We start from the raw sequence: 22,459 nt of genomic DNA on the forward strand, positions 1-22,459 counted from the left end.
CCGCGCTGCTTCATGTCGTGGCAAGCCGCCCGCTATCGGCTGGCTTCAATCGTGTTTTGAACACCATCCCTAATTAAAAATAGACGACAGCGTTCCACTCACCGCCAGTCGAACAAAAGCACACTGGGGCATCGAAGCCCCAGTGTGCGCACGACGGCAGCCAATCAGGCCAACCAAAAAAATGCCGGTGGATTACATCCGCTCAAAAATCGCTGCAATCCCCTGCCCACCGCCAATGCACATGGTGACCAGCGCATAACGGCCGCCGGTGCGGTGCAGCTCGTGCACGGCTTTGACGGTGATGACCGCGCCGGTGGCGCCGATGGGGTGGCCCAGCGAGATGCCGGAGCCGTTGGGGTTGACCTTGGCGGGGTCGGCGCCTAGGCCTTTGGTGACGGCGCAGGCTTGGGCGGCGAAGGCTTCGTTGGCTTCGATGACGTCCATCTGGTCCAGTTTCAGGCCGGTCTTGGCGAACACGGCTTTGGACGCGGGCACGGGACCGATGCCCATGATCTTGGGGTCGACGCCGGCGTGGGCGTAGCCGACCAGGCGGGCCAGGGGCTTGACGCCGCGGGCGTTGGCGGCGGCGGCTTCCATCAGCAGCACGGCGGCGGCAGCGTCGTTGATGCCGCTGGCGTTGGCGGCGGTGACGGTGCCGTTTTCTTTCAAGAAGACGGGCTTCATCTTCTGGAAGTCTTCCAGCTTGGCGCCGGCGCGGAAGTGTTCGTCTTTTTCAAACGCGACTTCGCCTTTCTTGCTTTTGAGCATGATCGGCACGACCTGGCCCTTGAAGCGGTCTTCGGCCCAGGCGCGTTCGGCGCGCTGGTGGCTTTCCAGGGCCAGGGCGTCCTGGTCTTCGCGCGACACGCCGAATTCCTTGGACACGTTTTCGGCCGTCACGCCCATGTGGATCTTGTGGAAGGGGTCGTGCAGGGCACCGACCATCATGTCGACCAAAGTGGTGTCGCCCATGCGCGCGCCCCAGCGGGTGTTCAGGCTGGCGTAGGGGGCGCGGCTCATGTTTTCGGCGCCGCCGCCGATGGCCACGTCGTAGTCGCCCAGCAGGATGCCCTGGCTGGCGCTGACGATGGCCTGCAGGCCCGAGCCGCACAGGCGGTTGACGTTCATGGCCGGGGTTTCGATGGGGCAGCCGCCGTTGACGGCCGCCATGCGCGACAGGTACATGTCGCGCGGCTCGGTGTTGACGACGTGGCCGAAGACGACGTGGCCGACGTCCTTGCCTTCCACATTGGCGCGCGCCAGCGCTTCCTTGACCACGGTGGCGGCCATGTCGACGGGCGGAATGTCCTTGAGGCTGCCGCCGTAGGTGCCGATGGCGGTGCGCACACCGCTGACGAGGACAACTTCACGTGCCATTTTTGTATCTCCTGCAAGTTGGGGTAGGGGGTGAAAAGGAGCGCAGAACTGCGATCAGGACAAGTATGCACCCGATCCCGGAAGGGCCCAGGGCGGGTGGTGACGCACGGGTGACCGTCACACGGGTGTCATCAAAACGACTTAGGCTTTCTTGTCCCCAATACCTGCGCCGGGCCCGCCTGGCGCGCGCCGACCGTGAGCGAAGAAGAAATCATCCGCCGCCTGCGTGGCGACCTGCTGGACAGCTACGACGAAGAGCTGGAGATGGAGCTGGAAGACCGCAACATCGATGCGGTGTCCGGCGTCGTCACCGATTCGCCCGAATACCGCAGCGCGCGCCGGCACTATTTCCGCGAGCTGTTTCGCCTGCAGGGCGAGCTGGTCAAGCTGCAGGACTGGGTGGCCACGACCAAGACCAAGGTCGTCATCATTTTTGAAGGGCGCGACGCGGCCGGCAAGGGCGGCGTGATCAAGCGCATCACCCAGCGGCTGAACCCGCGCGTGGCCCGTGTGGTGGCGCTGCCCGCGCCCAGCGACCGCGAGAAGACGCAGTGGTACTTTCAGCGCTACGTGCCGCACCTGCCGGCGGGCGGCGAGATCGTGCTGTTCGACCGCAGCTGGTACAACCGCGCCGGGGTCGAGCGCGTGATGGGCTTTTGCACCGAGGCCGAGCTGGAGGAGTTCTTCCGCACCGTGCCCGAGTTTGAAAAGATGCTGGTGCGTTCGGGCATCGTGCTGATCAAGTACTGGTTCTCGATCTCGGACGAAGAGCAGCACCTGCGCTTTCTGGGCCGCATCCACGACCCGCTGAAGCAGTGGAAGCTCAGCCCCATGGACCTGGAAAGCCGCCGCCGCTGGGAGGATTACACCGGCGCCAAGGAGGAGATGCTGCAGCGCACGCACATCCCCGAGGCGCCCTGGTGGGTGATTCCGGCGGACGACAAGAAAACCGCGCGCCTGAACTGCATCAGCCACCTGCTGGCGCAGCTGCCCTACCACGAGACGCCGCGGCCGGAGGTGATCCTGCCCGCACGCGAACGGCACGAGGATTACGTGCGACACCCGGTGCCGGACAGCATGATCGTGCCGCAGGTGTACTGAGGCGGTGCGATATGGGCGCCGGGCGGTCGCCCGGTGGCGCCATCAGGAATTCAAGTCAAATTGGCCTCTGGCCTTACAGCCACCTGCGCGATCAGCTATCGAATCGGTAGCGGTCAGCCGTTGACCTGGATGGTGTCAGACGCTCTTCAGCTGGCCTGGCGCACGTCGGCCACCGGCTCGCTGCCGAAGTCGGGGCGCGCCAGGTAGGCCAGGATGCGCCGCGCCGCGTCGTCGGGCGAGGTCAGTTGCCCGCCTTGCTTGAGCTGCTCGAAATTGCCGCGGTCGGGGAAGGCGCCCGCATCCGCGCCGCGCAGCTGCACCTGCATGTCGGTGTCGATCACGCCCGGGGCGAGCGAGCAGACCTTGGCACCGCCCGGTGCGTTGGCCTCGTCCAGCGCGAGGCAGCGCGTGAAGTGGTCCATGCCGGCCTTGGCGGCGCAGTAGGCGGCCTGCGACGCCATCGCCTTGCGGCCGAGGCCCGACGAAATGTTCAGCACCTTGCGTTCGGCCTTCCAACCGCGCGTGGCGTCCAGAAAGGCGGCCGACAGCAGCATCGGCGCTTCCAGCCCGACGCGCAGCGCGTTGGCCAGGTCGGCCGGGCGGCTGTCGCGCAGCGGGGTGATCGGCGGGATGACGCCAGCGTTGTTGATCAGCGTGGCGCTGGCAAAGCGGTCGGTGGGCAAGTCGCCCAGCCAGCCGCGCAAATGCGTGGCGGCCGCGACACCATCGGCCAGGTCGGCCGACCATTGGGTCAGCTGCGCGCCCGACTTCGTGGCGTGCTGCGCCAGCTCGCCGTTGACGCGCCGCGCCAGCGTCAGCACGGTGTGACCGGCCGCCAGCAACTGCTGCGCCATGGCCAGGCCCATGCCGCGCGATGCGCCGGTGAGGATGTAGATATGTTTTGCTGCAGATTCACTCATGCTTTGGAATCTAACAAAACAACGCGCCCACGACATGTCGTGGGCGCCATCTGACAAAAACACAACGCCGCACAAGGCGGCGTTGCTTCAGGGTACCGGGCTCGGGCGCGACCAGCGTGCCCAAGCGGCCCCGTGGCCTTACATGCTGATCTGCGTGATCTTGGCTGCGCCGACGGCAGCGCCGGCCTCCAGGCCCACGTTGGTCAGCACGAAGCTGGTCACGGCCTGCTGGTAGGTCTGGGTGTCGACCGAGCCGTTGGCGCCGATCTTGCCGGCCGCCACCGTGGCGTCGGCGCCGGCAGTCCAGCCCTTGCTCGACTTGAACTTTTGCAGCGCCTCGGGCGTGTTGAAGACATAAACCACCGATTTCGATTGGCCGCCGGCCTGCAGGCCGACCGAGCCCGCGGTGGTGCTGTAGTAGCCGCTGGTGCGGCCACCTTCACGCAGCGCGCCCTTGCCGTATTCGGCCCCAACGACGAAGGCGCCGCCCACGACCGACGGGAACACCAGCGTGCCCGCGGCGCGCTGCACCAGTTCACGCGAACCCGGCACGGTGGAATACAGGCGCGCCAGGGTGGCGTCCACGTTCTGGTCCATGGCGTTGCGCGCGCTCGGGCCCGAGGCTTCGGAGCCCGCCGGTGTGGTGGTGCAGCCGACAAAAGCGATACCACCCACGGCCAGCGCAGCGGCCAGACCCAGGGTGCGAAGAGATGGGAAGGATTTGTTCATGTGCAGACTCCTCTGAGAACCGAAAACTTCAGTTGGCGCCACTCTAGTGCGCGGGCCAAGGGCGGGGCGTAGGACACCGGCTTGTGCTGGTGTCACATAGCCGCGCCGAAAAAAGTGTCGCACGCGGCCCCAGTTTCAGGCCGCCACCACGAGCGCGTAGCGCGCCCGCAGTGCTTGTCCGTCTATCACATAAGGTTGGGTCAATACGCGGCGCCCGTGTGTGTCCAGGCTGCGCCAGAGGAAGTCGCGCGCGTTGCCCGGATCGCCCTCGACGTAAAGCTGGGTGGTCAGCAATTCGCGCTGGCCCAGACGCACCTTCAGGTGAATGTGCGGCGTGCGGCCGCTGTAGGGCGCCGGCCGCAGCGTGTGAAAACGCCAGGTGCCGTCGCCGCCCAGCGCGACCCGGCCAAAGCCCTGGAACGCCGGGTCGGCCCGATCACCGTCGCGCGGGTGGTGGTAGTGGCCAGCCTGGTCGCACTGCCAGATTTCGACCTGTGCGCCCTTCAGCGGGCGGCCGTCCAGGTCAACCACCGTGCCTTCGACCCAGGCGGGCGTGCCGCCGCGGTAGCGCAGCGCGCCGTTCTTCAGCAGGTCGTGGTCGGAATCGGAAGGCAGTGCGACGGGGTAGAACGGCCCTTCGGTCTGGCGCGGCGTGGCGCGCAGAGGTTCTGTGGGCTGGGCGCGCACGCCGGTCAACACCCAGGGCGCGGCCAGCAGGGCCAGGGCGGCCTGTCGGCGGCGCGCCAGGCGCGGGCGCGGCGCGGGCAGGCTGAAGGTGGGGTGGCGCGGGTCGGGCATGGGCTGTGCGAGCCCACCTGTGGCGCCAGAGTTCCCCGCGATTTTGCTATGAAAGGCGTAGCTGGCTGCACGCGGCTGTAGCGAAAAAGGTCTATTTGACAAGTATTTCTGTGTGATCCGGTCAAAACGGTGCAGCGCAGTGCCAGCGCAGTGCTTCGCCCGTCGCGGGGTGCGTCAGACCAAGCGCGCACGCGTGCAGCATCAGCCGCGCTGCCGCATCATGCGGCGGCCCGTACAGCGCGTCGCCCACGATCGGGTGGCCCAGCGCCATCAGGTGCACTCGCAACTGGTGCGAACGCCCGGTGACGGGCGCCAGCGCCACGCGTGTCGTGTCTGTCGCCGGGTCGTGGGCCAGCGGGCGCCAGTGCGTCTGGCTCGGCTTGCCATGCAAGGGGTCGACCCTGCTGCGCGGCCGGTTGGGCCAGTCGAGCAGCAGCGGCAGATCGATCAGGCCCCAGCCGTCGGCGGGCGTGGTGCTTAGACCATCGGCTGCGCGCACGCCGTGCGCCAGCGCGGCGTCGCTCCGGTGCGCATCGGCGCTCGCTTCGGGCGGCAAGAGCAGCCGACCATGCACCAGCGCTTCGTAGCGCTTGGCCACGCGGCGCTCGGCGAAATCGGCGGACAACTGCCGTTGCACCGCGAGGCTGCGCGCCAGCACGATCAGGCCGCTGGTGGCCTGGTCCAGCCGGTGCACCACCAGCGCGTCGGGCCAGCGGCGCAGGGCGCGGGCGCTCAGGCAGTCGGCCTTGTCGGGGCCGCGGCCCGGCACGGCGAGCAGGCCGGCGGGCTTGTCGAGCACCAGCAGGTGGGCGTCTTCGTGCACGACGCACAGAGCATCCAGATGGACGCTGGGCTTAGAGCCGTCTGCGCAGGCAGCTATCGAATGCATAGTGAATTATGGCACCGTCCGACCGCGTCAAGGCGACCCGACAGGCGCATGCGCAGCAGGCCGCCGCTGGTCACGCGGGGTTGATCGGCGGTGTGGGCGTGCCCAGCGCCAGCACCTGCGCCAGTTCTTCGGCGCCCACGCTGCGGGCGCTGCCAAAGCCGGCGATCTGGCGCGCGCCGGTCGGGCGCAGCGTGACGAAGCGGAAGTCGCCCAGCTCGGCCATGAACGCGGCTTCGGGAAAGCGCTGCACATAGGCCGCATGGGCGCTGCGCTGCGCGGGCGAGTCGGGCGCCGGTGTGCGGGCCAGCGCGTCGAGGGTGACGCGGGGCAAATCGTGCACCGGGCTGCCCGCGACCTCGGGCGCGCTGACCAGCAGCGACGCGCGCGGATCGGCCTGCAGATTGGCCGTGTGCGCGGCCAGGCCGCTCAGGTGCAGCACGATGACCGGGGCGCCGTCGCCCAGCGGGTCCACCGCAAAGGGCACCAGCGACACGCTCGGCGCGCCGCCACTGGCGTTCAGCGAGCCCAGCGCGCCGGTGCGGCGGGCGCACAACAGTTGGTGCAGGGCTTGGCCCAGACGGGGCAGATGGGCAGTCATCCGGCGACGACGGGGTAGGGCGCCGAGCGGGTCGGTTGGCCAGTCTTCAAGGAAAACTGGCTGTCAGGCCTACAACCACCTGCGCAGAGCGCTATGAAAAATAGAGTTTTCAGGCGGGTGCGGAAAGCGCTGGCCAGCGCGGCTACATCACCTTGCACAGCTCGAACACCAGCGCCGGGCCAAGCGACTGTCCGATCGCGCCCGCGGCGACGCGGCCGGTGGAGATGGCGCCGATGGTGGACGCCTGGAACTCGGTCGCGCCAGCCTGTTCGTTGATTTCGATCATCGCCGGGTGCGAGCCGGCCTGCGCGCCAATCTGTTCGCGCAAATGCTCCATCTGCTGCGCCGGCACGCTGGCGTCGTAGACCAGGGCGTCGGGCAGGTGCTGGTTGGCCAGGCGCCTGGCCTGGTGCGCATCTTCGGCCTGATCGACCAGCACCCCGTAGCCGGCCAGCGCCTGCAGGCACTGGGCGCGGCGCTGCGGCTGGGTCGAGACCACCAGCACGCGGCAGCCCTGGATCACGGCCGACACGCTTGAGGGGCCGGCGTGCTCTTCGGCGGCGGCGGCCAGTTGTGTGTCGGTCGCAGCGGCCAGGCTGACGGTGACGCGCACATGGTCGTCGCGCATTTCCATCTGCGTCTGCGCATCGAGCGCGCGCGCCAGCTGGTGCCACAGCATCCAGCGCATGCTGCGCCAGCTTGCTTCTGGCGTGGTGGCCGGGTCGCACCAGGCGGCCACGCGCAGGCGCGGGCGGCCGGCGCGGCTGGACCTGTCCACGGTGATGGCGACGCTGGGCGAGAGCTGGCCGGCCCACTGCAGCATCTCGTCGATCAGCAGGTAGGTCATGCTGGAATCGGCAAACACCTGCGCCTGCGCCAAACCCTGGCGCACGCTGACCTGACGGCGCTTGAACCAGTCGCTGCGCGTCGTCAGCGCGGCGCGGGCGACGTCGGCCAGGTTGAGCACCTCGCGGTGCTGGGCGGGCGGGTCTTCGCGCAGGCGCAGCATCTGCTGCGCGGCCAGGCCGGCCTGGCGCGCCCGCTCGATCGAGTCGCGCAGCGGGCCCAGGCCGTTGACCAGGCCGGGCTCCAGCCGGTTGAGGCGGTCGAGCTGTTCGCTGGCCGCGTTGAGCGAGGTGGAAACCTCTTCGCCCATCAAGCGCACCACGTCGGGCCAGGGGATCGGCGGGCCGTCCGCGGCTACGGTGGCGGTCAGCCCGTTGGCGGCGGCCATGTGCGGCCGGCTGCGCTCGACAGGCCTGGCAGGCGCAGCGGCGTCCGGCGGCACCCGCGTGCGGGCGGCCTGTCGCAGGGAAAACCAGTTGAGTGCCATGTCAGCCTCCTTCCTAGCATGAAGCCTGCTGCGCCCGGGACTCCACCCAGCGACGCGCAGGCGTGCGATGTGGCAGCAAAGTATAGGGGCCGGGGCACCATCAGTGCGTGCTCAGCTTGCGTGCAAGGCCGTTTGGCCGGCCCAAGGAGCAGTGCGGCGGGCGTGTTCAGCGCAGGTTGCTGGCCACGCGGCTGCGCATGCGGTGCACGTCCAGTGCCGAGACTTCCGGCGCGCCGTTGCCCCAGCTGGCGCGCAGGTAGGTCAGGACGGCGGCGATTTCGCGGTCGCTCAGCACCAGCGTGAAGGGCGGCATGCCGAACGGACGCGGGTGGCCGGCGGTATCGGGGGCGAAGCCCCCGTAGAGCAGGGTTTGCAGCAGGTTGTCGGTCTGCGCCATGGTCACGGCGCGGTTGCCGGCCAGCGGCGGGTAGGCCCCGCGCACGCCCTGGCCCTGGGCGCCGTGGCAGTCGACGCAGTGCTGCTGGTAGAGCTTTTCGCCTGCGACCACGGCGGAGGTGCGCACGGGCGGACGGTCGCGCGTGGGTGCGGGCCCCTCGGTAGGCGGCAGCGCCTTCAGGTAATCGGCCATGGCGCGCAGGTCGGGTTCGCTCAGGTATTGCGTGCCCTGGGTGACGACTTCCGTCATCGGGCCGCTGACCTGGCCGTGGGGCGCGACGCCGGTGCGCAGCAGGGCAACGATCTCGTCCACCGGCCAATCGGCCATGCCGGCTTCGCGCGGGGACACGAGCGAGGGCGCGTACCAGCCTTCGCTGGCCATCAGCCCGCCGCCCAGGCTTTGCCAGTCGCCGCCGCCCCAGCCGTCGCGCGGCGCGTGACAGGCCGAGCAATGCGCCACGGCGTAGGTCAGGTAGGCGCCACGCACGATGGTGGGGCTGTTCTTGCCGGGGGCGGGCAGCGAGGGCGACGCGCCCGCCTTGAAGTACAGCGCGCGCCACACCGCCAGCGCGGCCTGCGTACCGTAAGGCCAGCGCAGGTCGTGGTCGGGCACCTGGGTGCGCACCGGCTTCAGGCTGCGGAAGTGGGCGAACAGCGCGTCGGCGTCTTCGCGCGTGAGCGCGGTGGTGTGTGTGTACGGGAAGGCCGGGTACAGCAGGCGGCCGTCCGCGCCGCGGCCGTAGTGCAGCGCGCGCCAGAAGGTGGCGGCGTTCCACTGGCCGATGCCGGTGTCGGCGTCGGGGGTGAGGTTGCTGGTGTAGAGCGTGCCGAACGGTGTCGGGATGGCGCGGCCCCCCGCACCCGCGACGCCGCCGCGCGTCGTGTGGCAGGCCATGCAGTTGCCGGCGCGCGCCAGGTAGGCGCCGCGTTCCAGCAGCGCGGGGTCGTTGGTGGCGGGCGCCGTGGCGCTGGCGCCGCTGACGTCCACGCCGTCGCCGAAGTTGATCCACCACAGCCAGGCGCAGGCCAGCAGCAACAGCGCGATCAGCCCGCCGCCGATCCAGACCAGGCGCTTCATCGCGCGGCCCCGGGCAGCGGCGCAGTGCCGCATTTCAGGTCGGGCGCGCCGGCCGGCACCTCAGGCAGCCTGGGCGCGGGGCTCGGGTCGGTGGGTACGGGTTGCGCAGCCAACCAGCTGACGACGGCGTAGGCATCGCTGTCGCTCAGGCGGCGCACCACGTCGGCCATGCAGTCGGGCGCGTGGGCGCGGCGCTGTCCGGTGCGCCAGCCGCCCAATTGCGCCATCAGGTAGTCCAGCGGCAGGCCCAGCAGGCCAGGGACCTGGGGCAGGGCGCCCGTCAGCGCCTGCCCGTGGCATTGCACGCAGGCGGGCAGACGCAGCGAGGGGTCGCCGTGCAGGGCCAAGTCGCGTCCGCGGGCCAGCACCGGCGCGGCGGCGCGCTGGGCGGGGGCTACCGGCGCCGGGTAGGGCACCTGCAGGTTGGCGAAGTGCTGGGCAATTTCGTGCAGGTAGGCGTCGGACAGCGGGTCGACCAGACGCGTCATCAGCCCGTAGTGGCGCCGACCGTCGCGGAAGTTGAGCAGCTGGTTGTACAGGTAGCCCGCTGGCTTGCCGGCCAGGCGCGGGTAATAGCCGTCCGGGCCCGCCCGACCCTGGTCACCATGGCACGCGGTACAGGCCTGTGTGCGCTGGGCCATGTCGTCGACAAAGCGCGGCGCGGCGGCCAGCGCGGGCGCCAGTGCGATCAGCGCAGCGGCCAACGCGGCCCGCAGGCCCGGGGCCACGCCTCGAATACGAAACGCGCGGCCCATGCCGGTCAGCGGATGGTGATTTCGGCGCGGCGGTTACGCGGCTCGGGCGTGTTGTCGGGCGTGGGCACGACCGGCTGACGCTCGCCGCGACCGACCGCGTCGACGCGCGCGCGGTCGAAGCCGCGCGACACCAGCAGGTCGCGGATGGCCGACGCACGCTGCAGCGAAAGCTGGTCGTTCGATTCCACCGTGCCGACGCTGTCGGTGTGGCCAGTCACGATGATCTCGCCTCCCGGACGAGCTGTGGCGCGCGCCAGCACATCGGCCAACTGGTTGGTGGATTCGGCGGTCAGGTGCGAGCCACCTGTCTCGAAGTACAGCGTGAGTTGCTGCTCCGGCGCCGGCTGGGCCGCCAGCAGCTGTTGGTAGCGGCGGTTGACCTGCTCGGGCGTCAGCTGATCGGTTTCGAGCTGTTGCTGGGCACTGACCTTGGCTTCGCTGTAGGGCGTGGTCAGCACGGTGCTGGCTTCGCGCGAACGCACCTCGACCGCGCCCTGGCGACCTTCCTGAGGCAGCAGCACGACCCGGGTGGCGGGAGCGCAGCCGGCAACGACCGTGCCCAGCAGCATCAGGCCGAGCAGGCGGGTCACTGGCTTGGCGGCGTTCATGGGCTTTCCTCCACGATGAAGTCGGTGCCGCGCACGCCGATCACCGTGGTCGGCGTGGTGACTTTGACGTGTTCAGGTTTGATCTTGGCGATCAGCCCCGTCACCATGCGCAGGCTGCCGCGCGCCAGGCTGACCATCAGGTTGCCGTCCTGCGTGGTGGGGTCGAAATCGAAGGTAGAAAGGTCGACCGAACTCTCGGGCCCGACGGCCAGCACCGTGCCATCTTTCAATGTGAGCGCGGCGCTGCTCTTGGAGCCGGTCAACACGCGGTCGGAGGCCATCAGCGCGCCGCCCACCAAGGCAGCACTGCGCACATTGCCGCGCACCACGGTGACCTCGCCCTGGACGGTCTTGAAGGTGCCGTGGCGCGCATCGCCAGCGATGGTGGCGCGCTGCGTTGTGGAAGCGGCCGGTGCAGGGGTTTGGGCCAGCACGGCCGAGGCGGCTAGCAGGCCGGCGCAGCCCATCAGGCGGGCAGTCAAGATGAATCGGGGGGGCATGACGCTCTCCAGCGGCGCGGGACTTCACAAGGCCACGCCAAAGCTTTTTATATGCCAATGGTACCAGCGGGCCAATGGGCGCGATGCGCGTGCGGCGGTGACAATCCGAACCCACGGTGGTGCCACGGCGCGGCCGCCCGTGCTGGTTGCGCGCCCGCGATACTCCCTCTTTTCAGGTTCGGCCTACCTTTTTGTGACCCTCGTTCTCGCCCCCATGGAAGGCCTGCTGGACCACGGCCTGCGCGACATCCTGACGCGCGCCGGGGGCGTGGACCGCTGCGTGTCCGAATTCATCCGCATCACCGACCAGCTGCTGCCACCCCGCAGCTTCATCCGCGTGGTGCCGGAGCTGCTGCGCGGCAGCCGCACGCGCTCGGGCGTGCCGGTGCGGCCGCAGCTGCTGGGGTCCGACCCGGTTTGCGTGGCCGAGAACGCCGCGCGCCTGGCCGAGCTGGCCCCGGCCGGCATCGACCTGAACTTCGGCTGCCCCGCCAAGACCGTCAACCGCCACCGTGGCGGCGCCGTGCTGCTGAACGAGCCCGAACTGGTCCACGCCATCGTCGCCGCTGTGCGCCGCGCCGTGCCGGCGGCGATCCCGGTGTCGGCCAAGATGCGCCTGGGCTACGAGGACGACGGCCCCATGCTCGACTGCGCCCGCGCCATCGAGGCGGCCGGCGCCAGCGAACTCGCCGTGCACGCGCGCACCAAGGCGCAGGGCTACAAGCCGCCTGCTTACTGGGACGCCATCGCGCGCATCCGCGCCGAAGTGCGCCTGCCCATGATCGCCAACGGTGACATCTGGAACGTGGCCGACGCCTGGCGCTGCCGCGCCGAAACCGGCTGCCATGACCTGATGCTGGGCCGCAGCATGGTGCGCCGCCCCGGTCTGGCGCTGGCGATTGCGCAAAGCCAGGCGCCGAAGGACCCGCTGGGCGGCACCGCAGAAGGCGTGCCGTCCGACACCGACCCGGCCGTGCGGGCCCTACCATGGCGCCGGATCGAGCCACTGCTGGTGGATTTCTGGGCCGACGTCAGCTCGCGTGTGGAGCGCCGCCACCGGGCGGGGCGCCTCAAGCTGTGGCTGACCTATCTGCGCCACGCCTACCCGGAGGCCGACCAGGCGTTCGACGCGCTGCGCCGCATCAACGACGCCCCCGCTATCGACGCCTGGATACTATCGATTCAGGAGCGGCTTGCGCAGGTGGTTGTAGCGCCAGAGGCCGATTTTGTTCTGTAATGGGGTGCAGCGCTGCGTCGCACCGCTGACCTTGCTGTCTTGTTCTTGTTGAAGGGTTTCACCTGTGGCTTCCAGCCTGCTCTTGCTGATCGACGACATCGCCGCTGTCCTGGACGATGTGGCCGTCATGACCAAGGTCGCGGCCCGCAAATCGGCCGCCATGGCCGACGATGTGGCCGTGCTGACCAAGCTGTCGGCCAAGAAGACCGCCGGCGTGCTGGGCGACGACTTGGCGCTCAACGCGCAGCAGGTCACCGGCGTCAGCGCCAACCGCGAGATCCCGGTGGTCTGGCAAGTCGCCAAGGGTTCGATGGTCAACAAAGCCATCCTGGTGCCCGCGGCGCTGGCCATCAGCGCCTTCGCGCCCTGGGCCGTCACGCCGCTGCTGATGGTCGGCGGCGCCTTCCTGTGCTTTGAAGGCTTCGAAAAAGTCGCCCACAAGTTCCTGCACAAGGAAGAGGCCGACAGCCACGAAGCCGAACTGAAAGCCGCCGTGGCCGACCCCAACGTCGATATGGCCGCCATGGAAAAGGACAAGATCAAGGGCGCCGTGCGCACCGACTTCATCCTGTCGGCCGAGATCATCGCCATCACCCTCGGCGCCGTCGCCGGGCAGGACTTCTGGACCCAGCTGGCGGTGCTCACCGGCATCGCCCTCATCATGACCGTGGGCGTCTACGGCCTGGTCGGCGGCATCGTCAAACTGGACGACCTGGGCCTGTACCTCAGCCAGAAGGCCAGCAGCACCGCGCAGTCGATCGGCCGCGGCATCCTGTGGCTGGCGCCCTGGTTGATGAAATTCCTGTCGGTCGCCGGCACCGCCGCCATGTTTCTGGTCGGCGGTGGCATCATTGTGCACGGCATCCCGGCGCTGCACCACCTGGTCACCGACTGGAAGACCGCCGCCGGAGGTATCGGCTGGCTGGTCGAGATGCTGGCCAACGCCGGCGTCGGCATCGTCACCGGCGGCATCGTCGTGGCGGCGGTCACGCTGTTTCAGAAACTGCGCGGCAAGAAGCCAGCGGCGGCGCATTGATGCAGGCCTGGGCCCCTGGCTGGGCTACTGTCGGTTTTCGCGCAGGCCAGGCAGCACCGGCGCACTAGGAAAACTACCTACTGGGTGATACCCAGCTGGTAAGCGCACGAACTGGCAGACGCGCTCGCCCTCCAGACCGCATTACAAGTCTTTTATGGCTGTGGGCATTGCTGGATCAGCGCAGCCAGCTATCCATAGTGAAGCAAAGCGGTCACCGACTGACGGCGACACGGCTGCTCATGTTGCAGCGGGCTTCGCCTCCGGCCAAGCCGCAAACCGCGCCACCAGATGCTCCACCAGCGCGTGCACGCGCGCGGGCACGAAGCGGTTGCTGGGCAGCGTGGCGTACAAGGTGTAGGGCTGGCCGGCCCAGTCGGGCAGCAGGGCGACCAGTTGGCCGCGCTGCAGGGCGGCGTGCACGTCCAGCCGGGACTTGTAGACGATGCCGGCGCCGGCCATGGCCCATTCGCGCGCAACGGCGCCGTCGTCGGCGCTGCGGTCGCCGCTGATGGGCACGTCCAGCTGTTCGCCAGCGCGCTCGAAGGACCAGCGCTGTTCGCGCCGCCCGCCGATCTGCAGGGCAATGCAGTTGTGCTGCGCCAGCTCGCGCGGGTGCGTGGGCGTGCCGCGCCGCTGCAGGTAGGCGGGTGCGGCGCAGGCCACGCGCCGCGTGGTGCACAGCGGGCGCGCGACCAGCTGCGAGTCGCGCAGTTCGGCCGCGCCGTAGCGCAGGGCCAGGTCGACCGCGTCGCGCCGCACATCCAGCACCTGATCGCTGGCCGACAGGGCGATCTGCACGCCGGGGTGCTGCGCCAGGAAGTCGTCCAGCCAGGGCAGCAGCACGCTGCGCCCCAGATCGGACGACACGGCCAGGCGGATGCCGCCACGCAGCGCGCCCACCGCGGCCGACGCCTGGCTGGCGCCTTCGTCGATCAGCTCCAGCGCGCGGGTGGCGTAGTCCAGCAGGGTCTGGCCCTGCGGCGTCAGGCGCATGGCGCGGGTGGACCGCTCGAACAGGCGCACCTGCAACTGCGCTTCCAGCCGCTTGAGCATGGCGCTGGCCGCCGCTGGGGTAACGCCCAGCGCCCGCGCCGCCGCTGTCAACGAGCCGCCTCGCGCGGTCTCAACCAGCACGCGCAGGTCACTCAGATTTTCAAACTGCATTTGAAGAATATGGAAATGATTCGGTATTCACAAAGCATTGTGCATTTTCTACAGTGACTCTCATCTTCTTTTTTGGAGCCCCGAGATGAAAGCCGTTGGCTACTTCACCCCTCAACCGATCGACCACGCCGATGCGCTGCTCGACCTCGATTTGCCCACGCCCACGCCCGGCGCGCACGACCTGCTGGTGCGGGTGAAGGCGGTGTCGGTCAACCCGGTGGACGTCAAGGTGCGCGCTTCGGCCACGCCCAAGGACGGCAGCGCGCGCATCCTGGGCTGGGACGCGGTGGGTGTCGTCGAGGGCATGGGCGCCGACGTGCAGGGCTTTGCGGTGGGCGACCGCGTGTACTACGCCGGCGATCTGACGCGACCGGGCACCAACGCCGAGCTGCACGCCGTGGACGCCCGCATCGCCGCGCACGCCCCCAAGACCCTGAACGACGCCGAAGCCGCGGCGCTGCCGCTGACCAGCATCACCGCTTGGGAATTGCTGTTCGACCGCCTGGCCGTGCCGGCCGGTGGCGGACAGGGTCAAACCCTGTTGGTGATGGGCGGCGCGGGCGGCGTCGGTTCCATGCTGACGCAGCTGGCGCGCGAGCTGACGGAGCTGCGCGTGGTCGCCACCGCCTCACGGCCCGAGACGCGCGCCTGGAGCCTGGACCACGGCGCGCACGACGTGATTGACCACCGCCAGCCGCTGGCGCCGCAATTGGCGGCGCTGGGCTTGCCGCAGATCGACCTGGTCGCGGGGCTGACGCACACCCCGCACTACTTTGCGCAGTACGTCGACTGCCTGCGCCCGCAAGGCCGCATCGCGCTGATCGACGACATGGACACGCTGAACGTGGTGCCGCTGAAGGCCAAAAGCCTGTCGCTGCACTGGGAGATGATGTTCACCCGCTCAATGTTCGGCACCGCCGACATGGCGCGCCAGGGCGCGCTGCTGGCCGAGGTCGCCCAACTGGCGGACGCCGGCCGCATCCGCAGCACGCTGACCGAGGAATTCGGCCCGCTCAATGCCGCCAACCTGCGCCGCGCCCACGCGCGGGTCGAAAGCGGCAAGATGATCGGCAAGGCCGTGCTGGCGGGCTTTTGAGCGGTCTGGAAGCAGAGGCCGGATTTATATAAGGAATTGGCCTCTTTCCCTACTGCCATCTGCGCGACCAGCTATTGAAATGGAAGCAAGTGTCGCTCAAGTCGGGGGGGTGCCGATGGGGCATCGCCAGCCCCCCGTCGCTCACTGCAGCGGCAACTTCACCGCTTCCACCAGGCGCTTCCAGCGTGCGATTTCTTCTTTCTGGTATTTCAGCATCTCGGCGGGCGTGGTGGCCAGTTGCTCGCTGCCCTGGCGGGCGTAGAACTCGTGCACTTCGGCGGAGTTGCTGGCTTGGCGGAACAGCTCGGCCAAGCGCTTGATTGCGGGGGCCGGGGTTTTGGCGGGGACGGCGGCGGCGACCCAGTTGACGGCCAGGAAGTCGGGGTAACCGGCGTCGACGATGGTGGGCACGTCCGGCAGCAGCTGGTAGCGCTTGGCCGCCGTGAACGCCAGTGCGCGGGCGCGGCCGCCCTTTACGAGCTCGACTGCGCCGGAGGCGTCGACCACGGCGAAGTCGACGGTGTTGCTGACCACGGCGTTGATCGCGTCGCCCGCGCCCTTGAAGTTGACCAGCGTGGTTTTCATCTTGGCCAGGTCGTTCAGCCATTCCGAGTACAGCGTGTACGAGATCGAGCCCGAGCCGTAGTTGAGCGCGCCGGGGCGCTTGCGCGCATCGGCGACCAGGTCGGCCAGCGTGCGGTACGGCGAGTTGGCGGGCACGATGATCAGGCACGGGCCGCGCGAGAGCAGCGAGATCGGCGCGAAGTCGGTCAGCGGGTCGTAGGGCAGCTTGCGGAAGGTGGCGGCGTTGGTCGACAGCGTGGAGTTGCTGCCCAGAAACACCGTGTAGCCATCGGCCGGCGCGTTCAGCACCGTCTGCACGGCGATGAAGCCGTTGCCGCCGGGCTTGTTTTCGACCACCGCGCCATGGCCGGTCAGCTCGCCCAGCACGCGGGCGTACAGGCGCGCCGTCGTGTCGGTGCCGCTGCCCGACGGAAAGGGCACGACCAGCCGCAACGGCCGGCTGGGAAAGACGTCGGCGGCATGGGCGCCAGTCACCAGGGCGGCGGCCGCACCGGCGACGCTGAGAATGAATTGGCGGCGATTCGAGGCAAGGTTTTTCATGGTGTCTCCGTAAGGGTGAATCCGCTGCGCTGGCGGCGGCAAGGGTGTTGAGTGAGAGTCAGCGGCGCAGGCCGAGCAGTTCGCGCGCGATGACCCAGCGGTGCACCTCGGACGGGCCTTCGTAAATGCGCATCAGCCGGGTTTCGTTGGCCATCTGCTGCAGGGGCAGTTCCTTGGTCATACCCATGGCGCCCAGGGTCTGCATGGCGTGGTCGATCACGTCCCAGGCCATTTCGGTGGCGAAGACCTTGATCATCGAGACCTGCATACGCGCTTCATCGCCCGCGTCGATGCGGGCGGCCGCGTCGTAGGTCATCAGGCGGCAGGCGTGGATGCGGGTAGCGGCGTTGGCGACCCACCACTGGATCGCCTGGCGGTCGGCCAGCCTGGCGCCGAAGGTCTCGCGCTGTTGGGCGTATTCGCACAGCATGTCGAGCGCGCGCTGAGCGCGGCCGATGCACCAGGCGGCCATCTGCACGCGGCGGGTCGACAGGCGCGACTGCATGGGCGCGAAGCCGTGCCCTTCGCGCCCCAGCATCTGGCTGGACGGGACGCGGCAGTCGTCAAAAGCGACTTCGTAGGTCGATACACCCCCGATCATCGGAATGCGCCGCTCAACGCGAAAGCCCGGCGTGTCGCGATCGACGATGAAGGCGGAGATGCCGCCGCGCGCGCCCTTGGCCTTGTCGGTCACCGCCATGGCGATGGTCCAGTCGGCACGGGCCGCGCGGCTGATCCAGATCTTGCGGCCGTTCAGGATCCAGTGGTCGCCGTCACGCTCGGCCCGGGTGCTCATCATGGCCGGGTCGCCGCCGGCGCCGGGCTCCGAGATGGCGATCGCCGACACGGTTTCGCCGCGGGCGTAGGGCGCCAGGTAGCGCGCGCGTTGCGCTTCGTTGGCGGTCAACATCAGCATGCGCAGATTGGGCGAATCGGGTGGCAGCTCGTAGGGCGTGACCGTGTGGCCCAGCGCTTCGTTGACACCGACCATGGCGACCACGGGCAAGTCCGAGCCACCCATCTCCTCCGGCGCGTCCAGTCCCCACAGGCCCAGCTCACGCGTAAGCTTGTCCAGACGCTCTTTTTCCTCGACAAGCAGCTCCAGCGGCTGACCGGCGGCCTCGCGCGACAGCACGGCGGGCTCCAGGGGAATCAGGTGCTCGCGCACGAAGCGGGCGACCAGCTCCTTGAGCATGCGGTGTTCTTCAGGCAATTCCGTGTTCATGGTCTGGATCCGTCGTGGGAAGGGAGTTCGCCGAGCACTTCGGCCGTGTGTTCACCCAGCGCAGGTGCATGGCGGCGCAGCGACAGCGGTGTCGCGGAAAACCGCGCGGTCGGTCGCAGCTCGACCAAGGCGCCCTCGGTCGGATGCTGGGTGTGCTGGAACAGGCCCACGGCGCGCAGGTGCGGGTGGTTGGGCAACTCGTCGATGCCATAGATCGGCGTGGCAGGGATGTCGAGGTCTTCGAAGATCGCCATCCACTCGGCAGACGAGCGCGTCGGGGTGATTTCCGCCATGGCGGCGTAGAGCGCGCGGATGTTGGCGTTGCGCAGGGCCGGGTCGGTCACGGCAAAGCGTTCGGCCAGGTCCTCGCGGTCGGCGGCGCGGAAAAACGCCTGCCAGTGGCGCTCGGTGTAGGGCAGGGCGCAGATCCAGCCGTCCTGCGTCGGCGCCGGGCGACGGCCACCTTGCATCAGGCGCGCGTAGCCGGCGGGCTCGGTCTGCGGCTCGAAGGTCAGGCCGCCCAGGTGTTCAGCGAGCGCGAAGGAGGCCATGGTTTCCAGCATCGGCACTTCGACGCTCTGGCCCACGCCATGGCGCTCGCGGTGGAAAAGTGCCGCCAGCACGGCGTTGGCCAGCGCCAGCCCGGTGGTCTTGTCGGCGATCAGGCTGGGGACGTAGTCCGGCTGGGCGCTCAACGAGGTGGTGAGCCCGACCAGACCGCAAGCGGCCTGGATGATGTCGTCAAAGGCCGGGCGGTCGCGGTGTGGGCCGTCCTGGCCAAAGCCGGTCGCCACGCAGTAGACGATGCGTGCATTGATCGCTGCCACGGCCTCGTAGCCGAAGCCGAGGCGCTCGATGGCCGACACGCGCATGTTGTGCACCAACACGTCCGCGGTGGCGATGAGCTGGCGCAGCTGCTCGGCGCCTTCGGGCGTCTTGAGATCGATCACCACGGAGCGCTTGTTGCGGTTGAGCGCCAGGTAGATCGAGCTCATGCCGCGGTGGCGCGAGACGCCGTTGGCGCGCATCAGGTCGCCTTCAGGCGCCTCGATCTTGATCACGTCGGCACCGAAATCCGCCAGGATCTGCGTGGCCAGTGGACCGAGGACGACGGAGGTCAGGTCGAGCACGCGCACGCCGTCCAGCGGGCCGGCCGATGTCGTGGACTTGGTTGGGGTCATGCGGGGTTCCTCAGCGGCCATGAAACACGGGGGCGCGGCGGGCGGCCATGGCGGCCACGCCTTCACGGAAGTCTTCGGTGGCGAATTCGGTGCGCTGGATCGCGCATTCGTGCCGGTTGGCCTGCACGATGGCATCGGCCAGGCCCCGACGCAGCGTGGCGCGGGTGGATTCGACGGCCAGCGGGGCGGAAGTCGCGATTTCCTCAGCCAGAGCCAGCGCGGTGGGCAGTACCTGCGCCTTGTCGACGAGCACGTCGATCAGTCCGAGGGCCTCGGCTTTGGCGCCGTCGATGCGTCGGCCGGTGTAGAACATCAGGCTGGCCTGCTGCTCGCCGATCAGGCGGGGCAGCGTCAGACTCAGGCCGAAGCCGGGGTGAAAGCCCAGGCGGTTGAAGTTGGCGCTGAAGCGGGCCTCGGCGCACGCGACGCGGAAATCTGCCACCAGCGCCAGACCGAGACCCGCGCCGACCGCGGCGCCTTCGATGGCCGCGACGATGGGTTTGCGGCCGCGAAACAGCCGCATCGCCTGCACGTAGAACGACGAGGGATCGGCGTCTGACGTTGGCGTCTGGCGAGGGGCGCCGAAGTCCGCACCGGCACAGAAGGCGCTGGCGCCTGAGCTGAGCACGATGGCCCGGCAGGCGGCGTCGGCATCGAGCGCCTCCAGCGCATCGGCCAAACGGCGCATCACGTCTTCGTCAACGTAGTTGTGCGGTGGGCGGGTCAGCACGACATGGGCGACGTGCCCCGTCTGTGACACCTGGATGTCGTCTGCAGTGGTCATGCCCGGCTTGTCTCCTTCGGGTGGGTGGTGGGAATCTGGCCCAAGTATTTCTGGCGCACCCCGGGTCTGGCTATACTGGAATTTCAATAGTTGAAATTACGAGGCGTGCATGCCAGCTACCGTCAGCGGCGTTTCGTCCCGCAGGGAAACCGCGCTGACCCGCGTGTTCACACGCGACGCGGCGGGCAGCCTCACGCTGGCGCGCGGGCTGCGCCTGTTGCACGCCTTCCGGGTGGGGGTGATCAGCCTGACGAATGCCGAGTTGGCGCGTCGCACCCAACTGCCGCGCCCCACAGTCAGCCGCTTGACCCAATCGCTGGTCGAAGCCGGGTTTCTGGATTACGACGTGGACGAGCGCAGTTATCGGCTGAGCGCGCTGTTTCTCAGCCTGTCAGACGCCTACCAGCAGGCGCATCCCACGAGCCACGTCGCGCAGCCGCTCATGCGGCAGTTGGCCGAGAAGCAGCGCCTGAACGCGGGGCTGGCCAGGCCGAACGATCTGGACATGGTGTACTTGGCCACCGAACGCTGGGGGCGTGACAGCGTCTCGCAGGTGCGGCGGGTCACCGCAGGTACCCGTGTGCCGATGGAGCAGACGGCGACCGGGCTGTCTCATCTGGCTTCGTTGAACGATGCTGCTCTGGACCATCTGGTGCCACGCCTGGCCCAGCGCAGCGGCGTGACGGAGGCTGCGGTGCGAGCCAGTGTCCTGCGCTGCACGCGGCAGATGGCGCGGCAGGGCTATTGCACGGCGGAGTTCATGCCCGATCACCTGTTCGCCGTCGCCACCACCTTGGTCAGCGCGGACGACCAGACCTACAGCCTCAGCATCAGCTTTTCGTGCGAGCGCGAACGCGTACCGGCCGAATTGCGACGCCACGCGATGTACCTCAAGAAGCTCAAGCGGGACATCCTCGCGGCCAGCGCCCGGCCGTAAGCTGCGCCGCGGGGTGCCTTGCGGCGCAGGCTCAGGCGGTATGGGCCTTGCGCAGTTCGCGCTTGAGCAGTTTGCCGCTGGGGTTCTTGGGCAGCGCGTCGGCGAACACCACGCGCTTGGGCGCCTTGAAGGTGGCCATGTGGGTGGTGCAGTGGGCGATGACCTGCTCTTCGGTCAGCGCCTGCCCGACCTTGACGACGATGACGGCCGTGACGGCTTCGACCCATTTCGGGTCGGGCAGACCGATCACGGCGACTTCGCTCACCTCGGGCAGGCGGTAGATCATTTCCTCGACCTCGCGGCTGGCCACGTTTTCACCGCCGGTCTTGATCATGTCCTTCATGCGGTCGACGACGGTGATGTAGCCCTCGTCGTCGATCACGCCCAGGTCGCCCGAATGGAACCAGTCGCCGCTGAAGGCCGCGGCGGTGCGCGCTTCGTCCTTGAAGTAGCCCTGCATCAGGTGCGGCGAGCGGTGCACGATCTCGCCGACTTCGCCCACGGCCACGTCGCGCATGTCCAGATCGACCACGCGCGTTTCCACGTTCAGCACGGCGCGCCCGGCCGAGCCGGCCTTGCGCAGCTGGTCGTCCGGGCCGAGCATGGTGGCAAGCGGGGCGATTTCGGTCTGGCCGTACAGATTCCACAGCCGCACGTTCGGCAGGCGGCGGGCGATTTCCTTGAGCACTTCCACCGGCATGATCGACGCGCCGTAGTAGCCCTTGGCCAGCTTCGACAGATCGGTGCCGTCAAACAACGGCGAGCGCATCAGCGCGATCCACACCGTGGGCGGCGCAAAGAAGCTGGTGATGCCCTGGTTGGCCATCAGCGGCAGCAGGTGGTCGGGCGTGGGTTTGGCGGTGATGTGGTTCTCGGCACCGACGTAGATGGCGGGGCCGAAGAACACGTCGAGCTGCGCGCAGTGGTAGAGCGGCAGCGCATGCAGAACCACGTCGCCTTCGGCGATTTCGGCGTTAATGACGCAGCTGACGTACTGCCACAGCACGGCGTCGTGGGTCAGCATGGCGCCCTTGGGGCTGGATTCGGTGCCGCTGGTGTAGACGATCTGCGCCAGGTCGGTGCTTTGCAGCGGCACGTCGGGCAGGGCGGCCGTGCAGGCGGCCAGCTCGTCGAAGCTGACCATGCCGGGCACCGGCTGGCTCGGGTCTTCGGAGGGCAGCCAGATGAAATTCGTGACCTGCGTATCCAGCGCAGCGGCGGCGTGCGCCAGCTCCGCCAGGCCGCTGTCGGTGGCCAGCCATTTCGCCCCGGCGTGGCGCAGGATGTAGGCGACCTCGTCGGCCTTGAGCATGAAGTTGATGGGCACCAGCACCGCGCCCAGGCGCGCCAGCGCAAAGCGCAGTGCGGCGAAGCCGTGCGAGTTGCGCGCCAGCACGGCCACGTGATCGCCCGTGCGAATGCCGCGCTGTGCCAAGCCCGCAGCCAGGCGCGTGACGATGGCATCGAACTCGGCGTACGTCCAGCGCGTGTCACCGCAGACGATGCCGGTCTTGGTCGGCAGGCGCAGCGCCGTGCGGCGCAGGACGTCGGCGATCGACTGGCGGCGAACGATGGGGTGCATGCAGGTCTCC

22 protein-coding genes are annotated in these 22,459 nt (G+C 68.8%); 5 read left to right on the top strand and 17 right to left on the bottom strand.

The features are described from left to right. Positions 1-192: 192 nt before the first annotated feature. The gene (gene bktB / locus FVQ98_RS15900; RefSeq protein WP_147914440.1) at positions 193-1,377 is read right to left on the bottom strand and encodes a beta-ketothiolase BktB; all 1,185 of its coding nucleotides are present in this window, start codon (positions 1,375-1,377) and stop codon (positions 193-195) included. 195 nt (positions 1,378-1,572) lie between these two features. Between bktB and ppk2 the strand changes: the two genes are divergently transcribed. Then, a complete protein-coding gene (ppk2, locus tag FVQ98_RS15905; RefSeq protein ID WP_147914441.1) occupies positions 1,573-2,478 on the top strand; it encodes a polyphosphate kinase 2 in 906 nt (301 codons plus the stop codon). 146 nt (positions 2,479-2,624) lie between these two features. Here ppk2 and FVQ98_RS15910 read toward each other — a convergent pair whose 3' ends face one another. From FVQ98_RS15910 to FVQ98_RS15955, 10 genes are all read right to left on the bottom strand, one after another. Next, the gene (locus FVQ98_RS15910; protein ID WP_147914442.1) at positions 2,625-3,398 is read right to left on the bottom strand and encodes an SDR family NAD(P)-dependent oxidoreductase; all 774 of its coding nucleotides are present in this window, start codon (positions 3,396-3,398) and stop codon (positions 2,625-2,627) included. A gap of 138 nt (positions 3,399-3,536) precedes the next feature. Next, entirely contained in the window at positions 3,537-4,127 is a 591-nt protein-coding gene (locus FVQ98_RS15915) for a BPSL1445 family SYLF domain-containing lipoprotein (protein ID WP_147914443.1), read from the bottom strand. Positions 4,128-4,262: 135 nt separating this feature from the next. Beyond that, a complete protein-coding gene (locus FVQ98_RS15920; RefSeq protein WP_187265766.1) occupies positions 4,263-4,925 on the bottom strand; it encodes a dioxygenase family protein in 663 nt (220 codons plus the stop codon). Positions 4,926-5,046: 121 nt separating this feature from the next. Next, positions 5,047-5,748, bottom strand: coding sequence for an RluA family pseudouridine synthase (locus FVQ98_RS15925; protein WP_370512972.1), 702 nt, complete (start codon positions 5,746-5,748; stop codon positions 5,047-5,049). A gap of 136 nt (positions 5,749-5,884) precedes the next feature. Next, complete coding sequence (locus FVQ98_RS15930) at positions 5,885-6,412, bottom strand: HugZ family pyridoxamine 5'-phosphate oxidase (RefSeq protein ID WP_147914445.1); 528 nt, start codon at positions 6,410-6,412, stop codon at positions 5,885-5,887. A gap of 142 nt (positions 6,413-6,554) precedes the next feature. Next, the gene (locus tag FVQ98_RS15935) at positions 6,555-7,745 is read right to left on the bottom strand and encodes an ANTAR domain-containing protein (protein ID WP_147914446.1); all 1,191 of its coding nucleotides are present in this window, start codon (positions 7,743-7,745) and stop codon (positions 6,555-6,557) included. Between the two features lie 166 nt (positions 7,746-7,911). Next, complete coding sequence (locus FVQ98_RS15940) at positions 7,912-9,219, bottom strand: c-type cytochrome (RefSeq protein WP_147914447.1); 1,308 nt, start codon at positions 9,217-9,219, stop codon at positions 7,912-7,914. Continuing rightward, entirely contained in the window at positions 9,216-9,974 is a 759-nt protein-coding gene (locus tag FVQ98_RS15945; RefSeq protein WP_147914448.1) for a c-type cytochrome, read from the bottom strand. Before FVQ98_RS15945 ends, FVQ98_RS15940 begins: the two co-directional genes overlap by 4 nt. Positions 9,975-9,979: 5 nt before the next feature. After that, entirely contained in the window at positions 9,980-10,582 is a 603-nt protein-coding gene (locus FVQ98_RS15950) for an OmpA family protein (RefSeq protein WP_147914449.1), read from the bottom strand. Next, positions 10,579-11,082, bottom strand: a complete 504-nt coding sequence (locus tag FVQ98_RS15955) for a FecR family protein (protein WP_147914450.1) — start codon at positions 11,080-11,082, stop codon at positions 10,579-10,581. The genes FVQ98_RS15950 and FVQ98_RS15955 overlap by 4 nt, the downstream gene beginning before the upstream one ends. A gap of 214 nt (positions 11,083-11,296) precedes the next feature. On the opposite strand from FVQ98_RS15955, the gene FVQ98_RS15960 reads away from it, so the two are divergent. After that, positions 11,297-12,319, top strand: coding sequence for a tRNA dihydrouridine synthase (locus FVQ98_RS15960; RefSeq protein WP_147914499.1), 1,023 nt, complete (start codon positions 11,297-11,299; stop codon positions 12,317-12,319). A gap of 64 nt (positions 12,320-12,383) precedes the next feature. Then, on the top strand, positions 12,384-13,355 hold the full coding sequence (locus FVQ98_RS15965) for a DUF808 domain-containing protein (protein WP_255507822.1): 972 nt from the start codon (positions 12,384-12,386) through the stop codon (positions 13,353-13,355). Between the two features lie 237 nt (positions 13,356-13,592). On the opposite strand, the gene FVQ98_RS15970 is transcribed toward FVQ98_RS15965, so the two are convergent. Next, positions 13,593-14,519 (bottom strand): LysR family transcriptional regulator, encoded by a 927-nt coding sequence (locus tag FVQ98_RS15970; RefSeq protein WP_147914451.1) that lies wholly within the window; start codon positions 14,517-14,519, stop codon positions 13,593-13,595. A gap of 85 nt (positions 14,520-14,604) precedes the next feature. Here FVQ98_RS15970 and FVQ98_RS15975 point away from each other — a divergent pair, with 85 nt between their 5' ends. Then, positions 14,605-15,615, top strand: a complete 1,011-nt coding sequence (locus tag FVQ98_RS15975; RefSeq protein WP_147914452.1) for a zinc-binding alcohol dehydrogenase family protein — start codon at positions 14,605-14,607, stop codon at positions 15,613-15,615. 141 nt (positions 15,616-15,756) lie between these two features. On the opposite strand, the gene FVQ98_RS15980 is transcribed toward FVQ98_RS15975, so the two are convergent. From FVQ98_RS15980 to FVQ98_RS15995, 4 genes are read right to left on the bottom strand one after another with little or no spacing between them, the layout of a single operon-like run. Further along, positions 15,757-16,740, bottom strand: a complete 984-nt coding sequence (locus FVQ98_RS15980; RefSeq protein ID WP_147914453.1) for a Bug family tripartite tricarboxylate transporter substrate binding protein — start codon at positions 16,738-16,740, stop codon at positions 15,757-15,759. Positions 16,741-16,798: 58 nt separating this feature from the next. Further along, positions 16,799-17,965: an acyl-CoA dehydrogenase family protein gene (locus FVQ98_RS15985; RefSeq protein WP_147914454.1), complete on the bottom strand. Its 1,167-nt coding sequence runs from the start codon at positions 17,963-17,965 to the stop codon at positions 16,799-16,801. After that, entirely contained in the window at positions 17,962-19,146 is a 1,185-nt protein-coding gene (locus FVQ98_RS15990) for a CaiB/BaiF CoA transferase family protein (RefSeq protein WP_255507823.1), read from the bottom strand. The genes FVQ98_RS15985 and FVQ98_RS15990 overlap by 4 nt, the downstream gene beginning before the upstream one ends. Before the next feature lie 10 nt (positions 19,147-19,156). After that, positions 19,157-19,930, bottom strand: coding sequence for an enoyl-CoA hydratase/isomerase family protein (locus FVQ98_RS15995; protein WP_147914456.1), 774 nt, complete (start codon positions 19,928-19,930; stop codon positions 19,157-19,159). A 109-nt stretch (positions 19,931-20,039) separates the two neighbouring features. Between FVQ98_RS15995 and FVQ98_RS16000 the strand changes: the two genes are divergently transcribed. Continuing rightward, positions 20,040-20,867 (top strand): IclR family transcriptional regulator, encoded by an 828-nt coding sequence (locus FVQ98_RS16000; protein WP_147914457.1) that lies wholly within the window; start codon positions 20,040-20,042, stop codon positions 20,865-20,867. A 31-nt stretch (positions 20,868-20,898) separates the two neighbouring features. Here FVQ98_RS16000 and FVQ98_RS16005 read toward each other — a convergent pair whose 3' ends face one another. Next, positions 20,899-22,449 (bottom strand): acyl-CoA synthetase, encoded by a 1,551-nt coding sequence (locus FVQ98_RS16005; RefSeq protein WP_147914458.1) that lies wholly within the window; start codon positions 22,447-22,449, stop codon positions 20,899-20,901. Between the last annotated feature and the right edge of the window lie 10 nt (positions 22,450-22,459).

It is taken from the genome of Ottowia flava, assembly GCF_008017535.1.
GTDB classification, from domain to species: Bacteria; Pseudomonadota; Gammaproteobacteria; order Burkholderiales; family Burkholderiaceae_C; genus Ottowia; species Ottowia flava.

Coding starts and splice junctions, on each gene's coding strand:
- bktB (WP_147914440.1), bottom strand. CDS start 1,377: ATGGCACGTGAAGTTGTCCTCGTCAGCGGTGTGCGCACCGCCATCGGC.
- FVQ98_RS15910 (WP_147914442.1), bottom strand. CDS start 3,398: ATGAGTGAATCTGCAGCAAAACATATCTACATCCTCACCGGCGCATCG.
- FVQ98_RS15915 (WP_147914443.1), bottom strand. CDS start 4,127: ATGAACAAATCCTTCCCATCTCTTCGCACCCTGGGTCTGGCCGCTGCG.
- FVQ98_RS15920 (WP_187265766.1), bottom strand. CDS start 4,925: ATGCCCGACCCGCGCCACCCCACCTTCAGCCTGCCCGCGCCGCGCCCG.
- FVQ98_RS15930 (WP_147914445.1), bottom strand. CDS start 6,412: ATGACTGCCCATCTGCCCCGTCTGGGCCAAGCCCTGCACCAACTGTTG.
- FVQ98_RS15935 (WP_147914446.1), bottom strand. CDS start 7,745: ATGGCACTCAACTGGTTTTCCCTGCGACAGGCCGCCCGCACGCGGGTG.
- FVQ98_RS15940 (WP_147914447.1), bottom strand. CDS start 9,219: ATGAAGCGCCTGGTCTGGATCGGCGGCGGGCTGATCGCGCTGTTGCTG.
- FVQ98_RS15945 (WP_147914448.1), bottom strand. CDS start 9,974: ATGGGCCGCGCGTTTCGTATTCGAGGCGTGGCCCCGGGCCTGCGGGCC.
- FVQ98_RS15950 (WP_147914449.1), bottom strand. CDS start 10,582: ATGAACGCCGCCAAGCCAGTGACCCGCCTGCTCGGCCTGATGCTGCTG.
- FVQ98_RS15955 (WP_147914450.1), bottom strand. CDS start 11,082: ATGCCCCCCCGATTCATCTTGACTGCCCGCCTGATGGGCTGCGCCGGC.
- FVQ98_RS15960 (WP_147914499.1), top strand. CDS start 11,297: ATGGAAGGCCTGCTGGACCACGGCCTGCGCGACATCCTGACGCGCGCC.
- FVQ98_RS15970 (WP_147914451.1), bottom strand. CDS start 14,519: ATGCAGTTTGAAAATCTGAGTGACCTGCGCGTGCTGGTTGAGACCGCG.
- FVQ98_RS15975 (WP_147914452.1), top strand. CDS start 14,605: ATGAAAGCCGTTGGCTACTTCACCCCTCAACCGATCGACCACGCCGAT.
- FVQ98_RS15980 (WP_147914453.1), bottom strand. CDS start 16,740: ATGAAAAACCTTGCCTCGAATCGCCGCCAATTCATTCTCAGCGTCGCC.
- FVQ98_RS15985 (WP_147914454.1), bottom strand. CDS start 17,965: ATGAACACGGAATTGCCTGAAGAACACCGCATGCTCAAGGAGCTGGTC.
- FVQ98_RS15990 (WP_255507823.1), bottom strand. CDS start 19,146: ATGACCCCAACCAAGTCCACGACATCGGCCGGCCCGCTGGACGGCGTG.
- FVQ98_RS15995 (WP_147914456.1), bottom strand. CDS start 19,930: ATGACCACTGCAGACGACATCCAGGTGTCACAGACGGGGCACGTCGCC.
- FVQ98_RS16000 (WP_147914457.1), top strand. CDS start 20,040: ATGCCAGCTACCGTCAGCGGCGTTTCGTCCCGCAGGGAAACCGCGCTG.
- FVQ98_RS16005 (WP_147914458.1), bottom strand. CDS start 22,449: ATGCACCCCATCGTTCGCCGCCAGTCGATCGCCGACGTCCTGCGCCGC.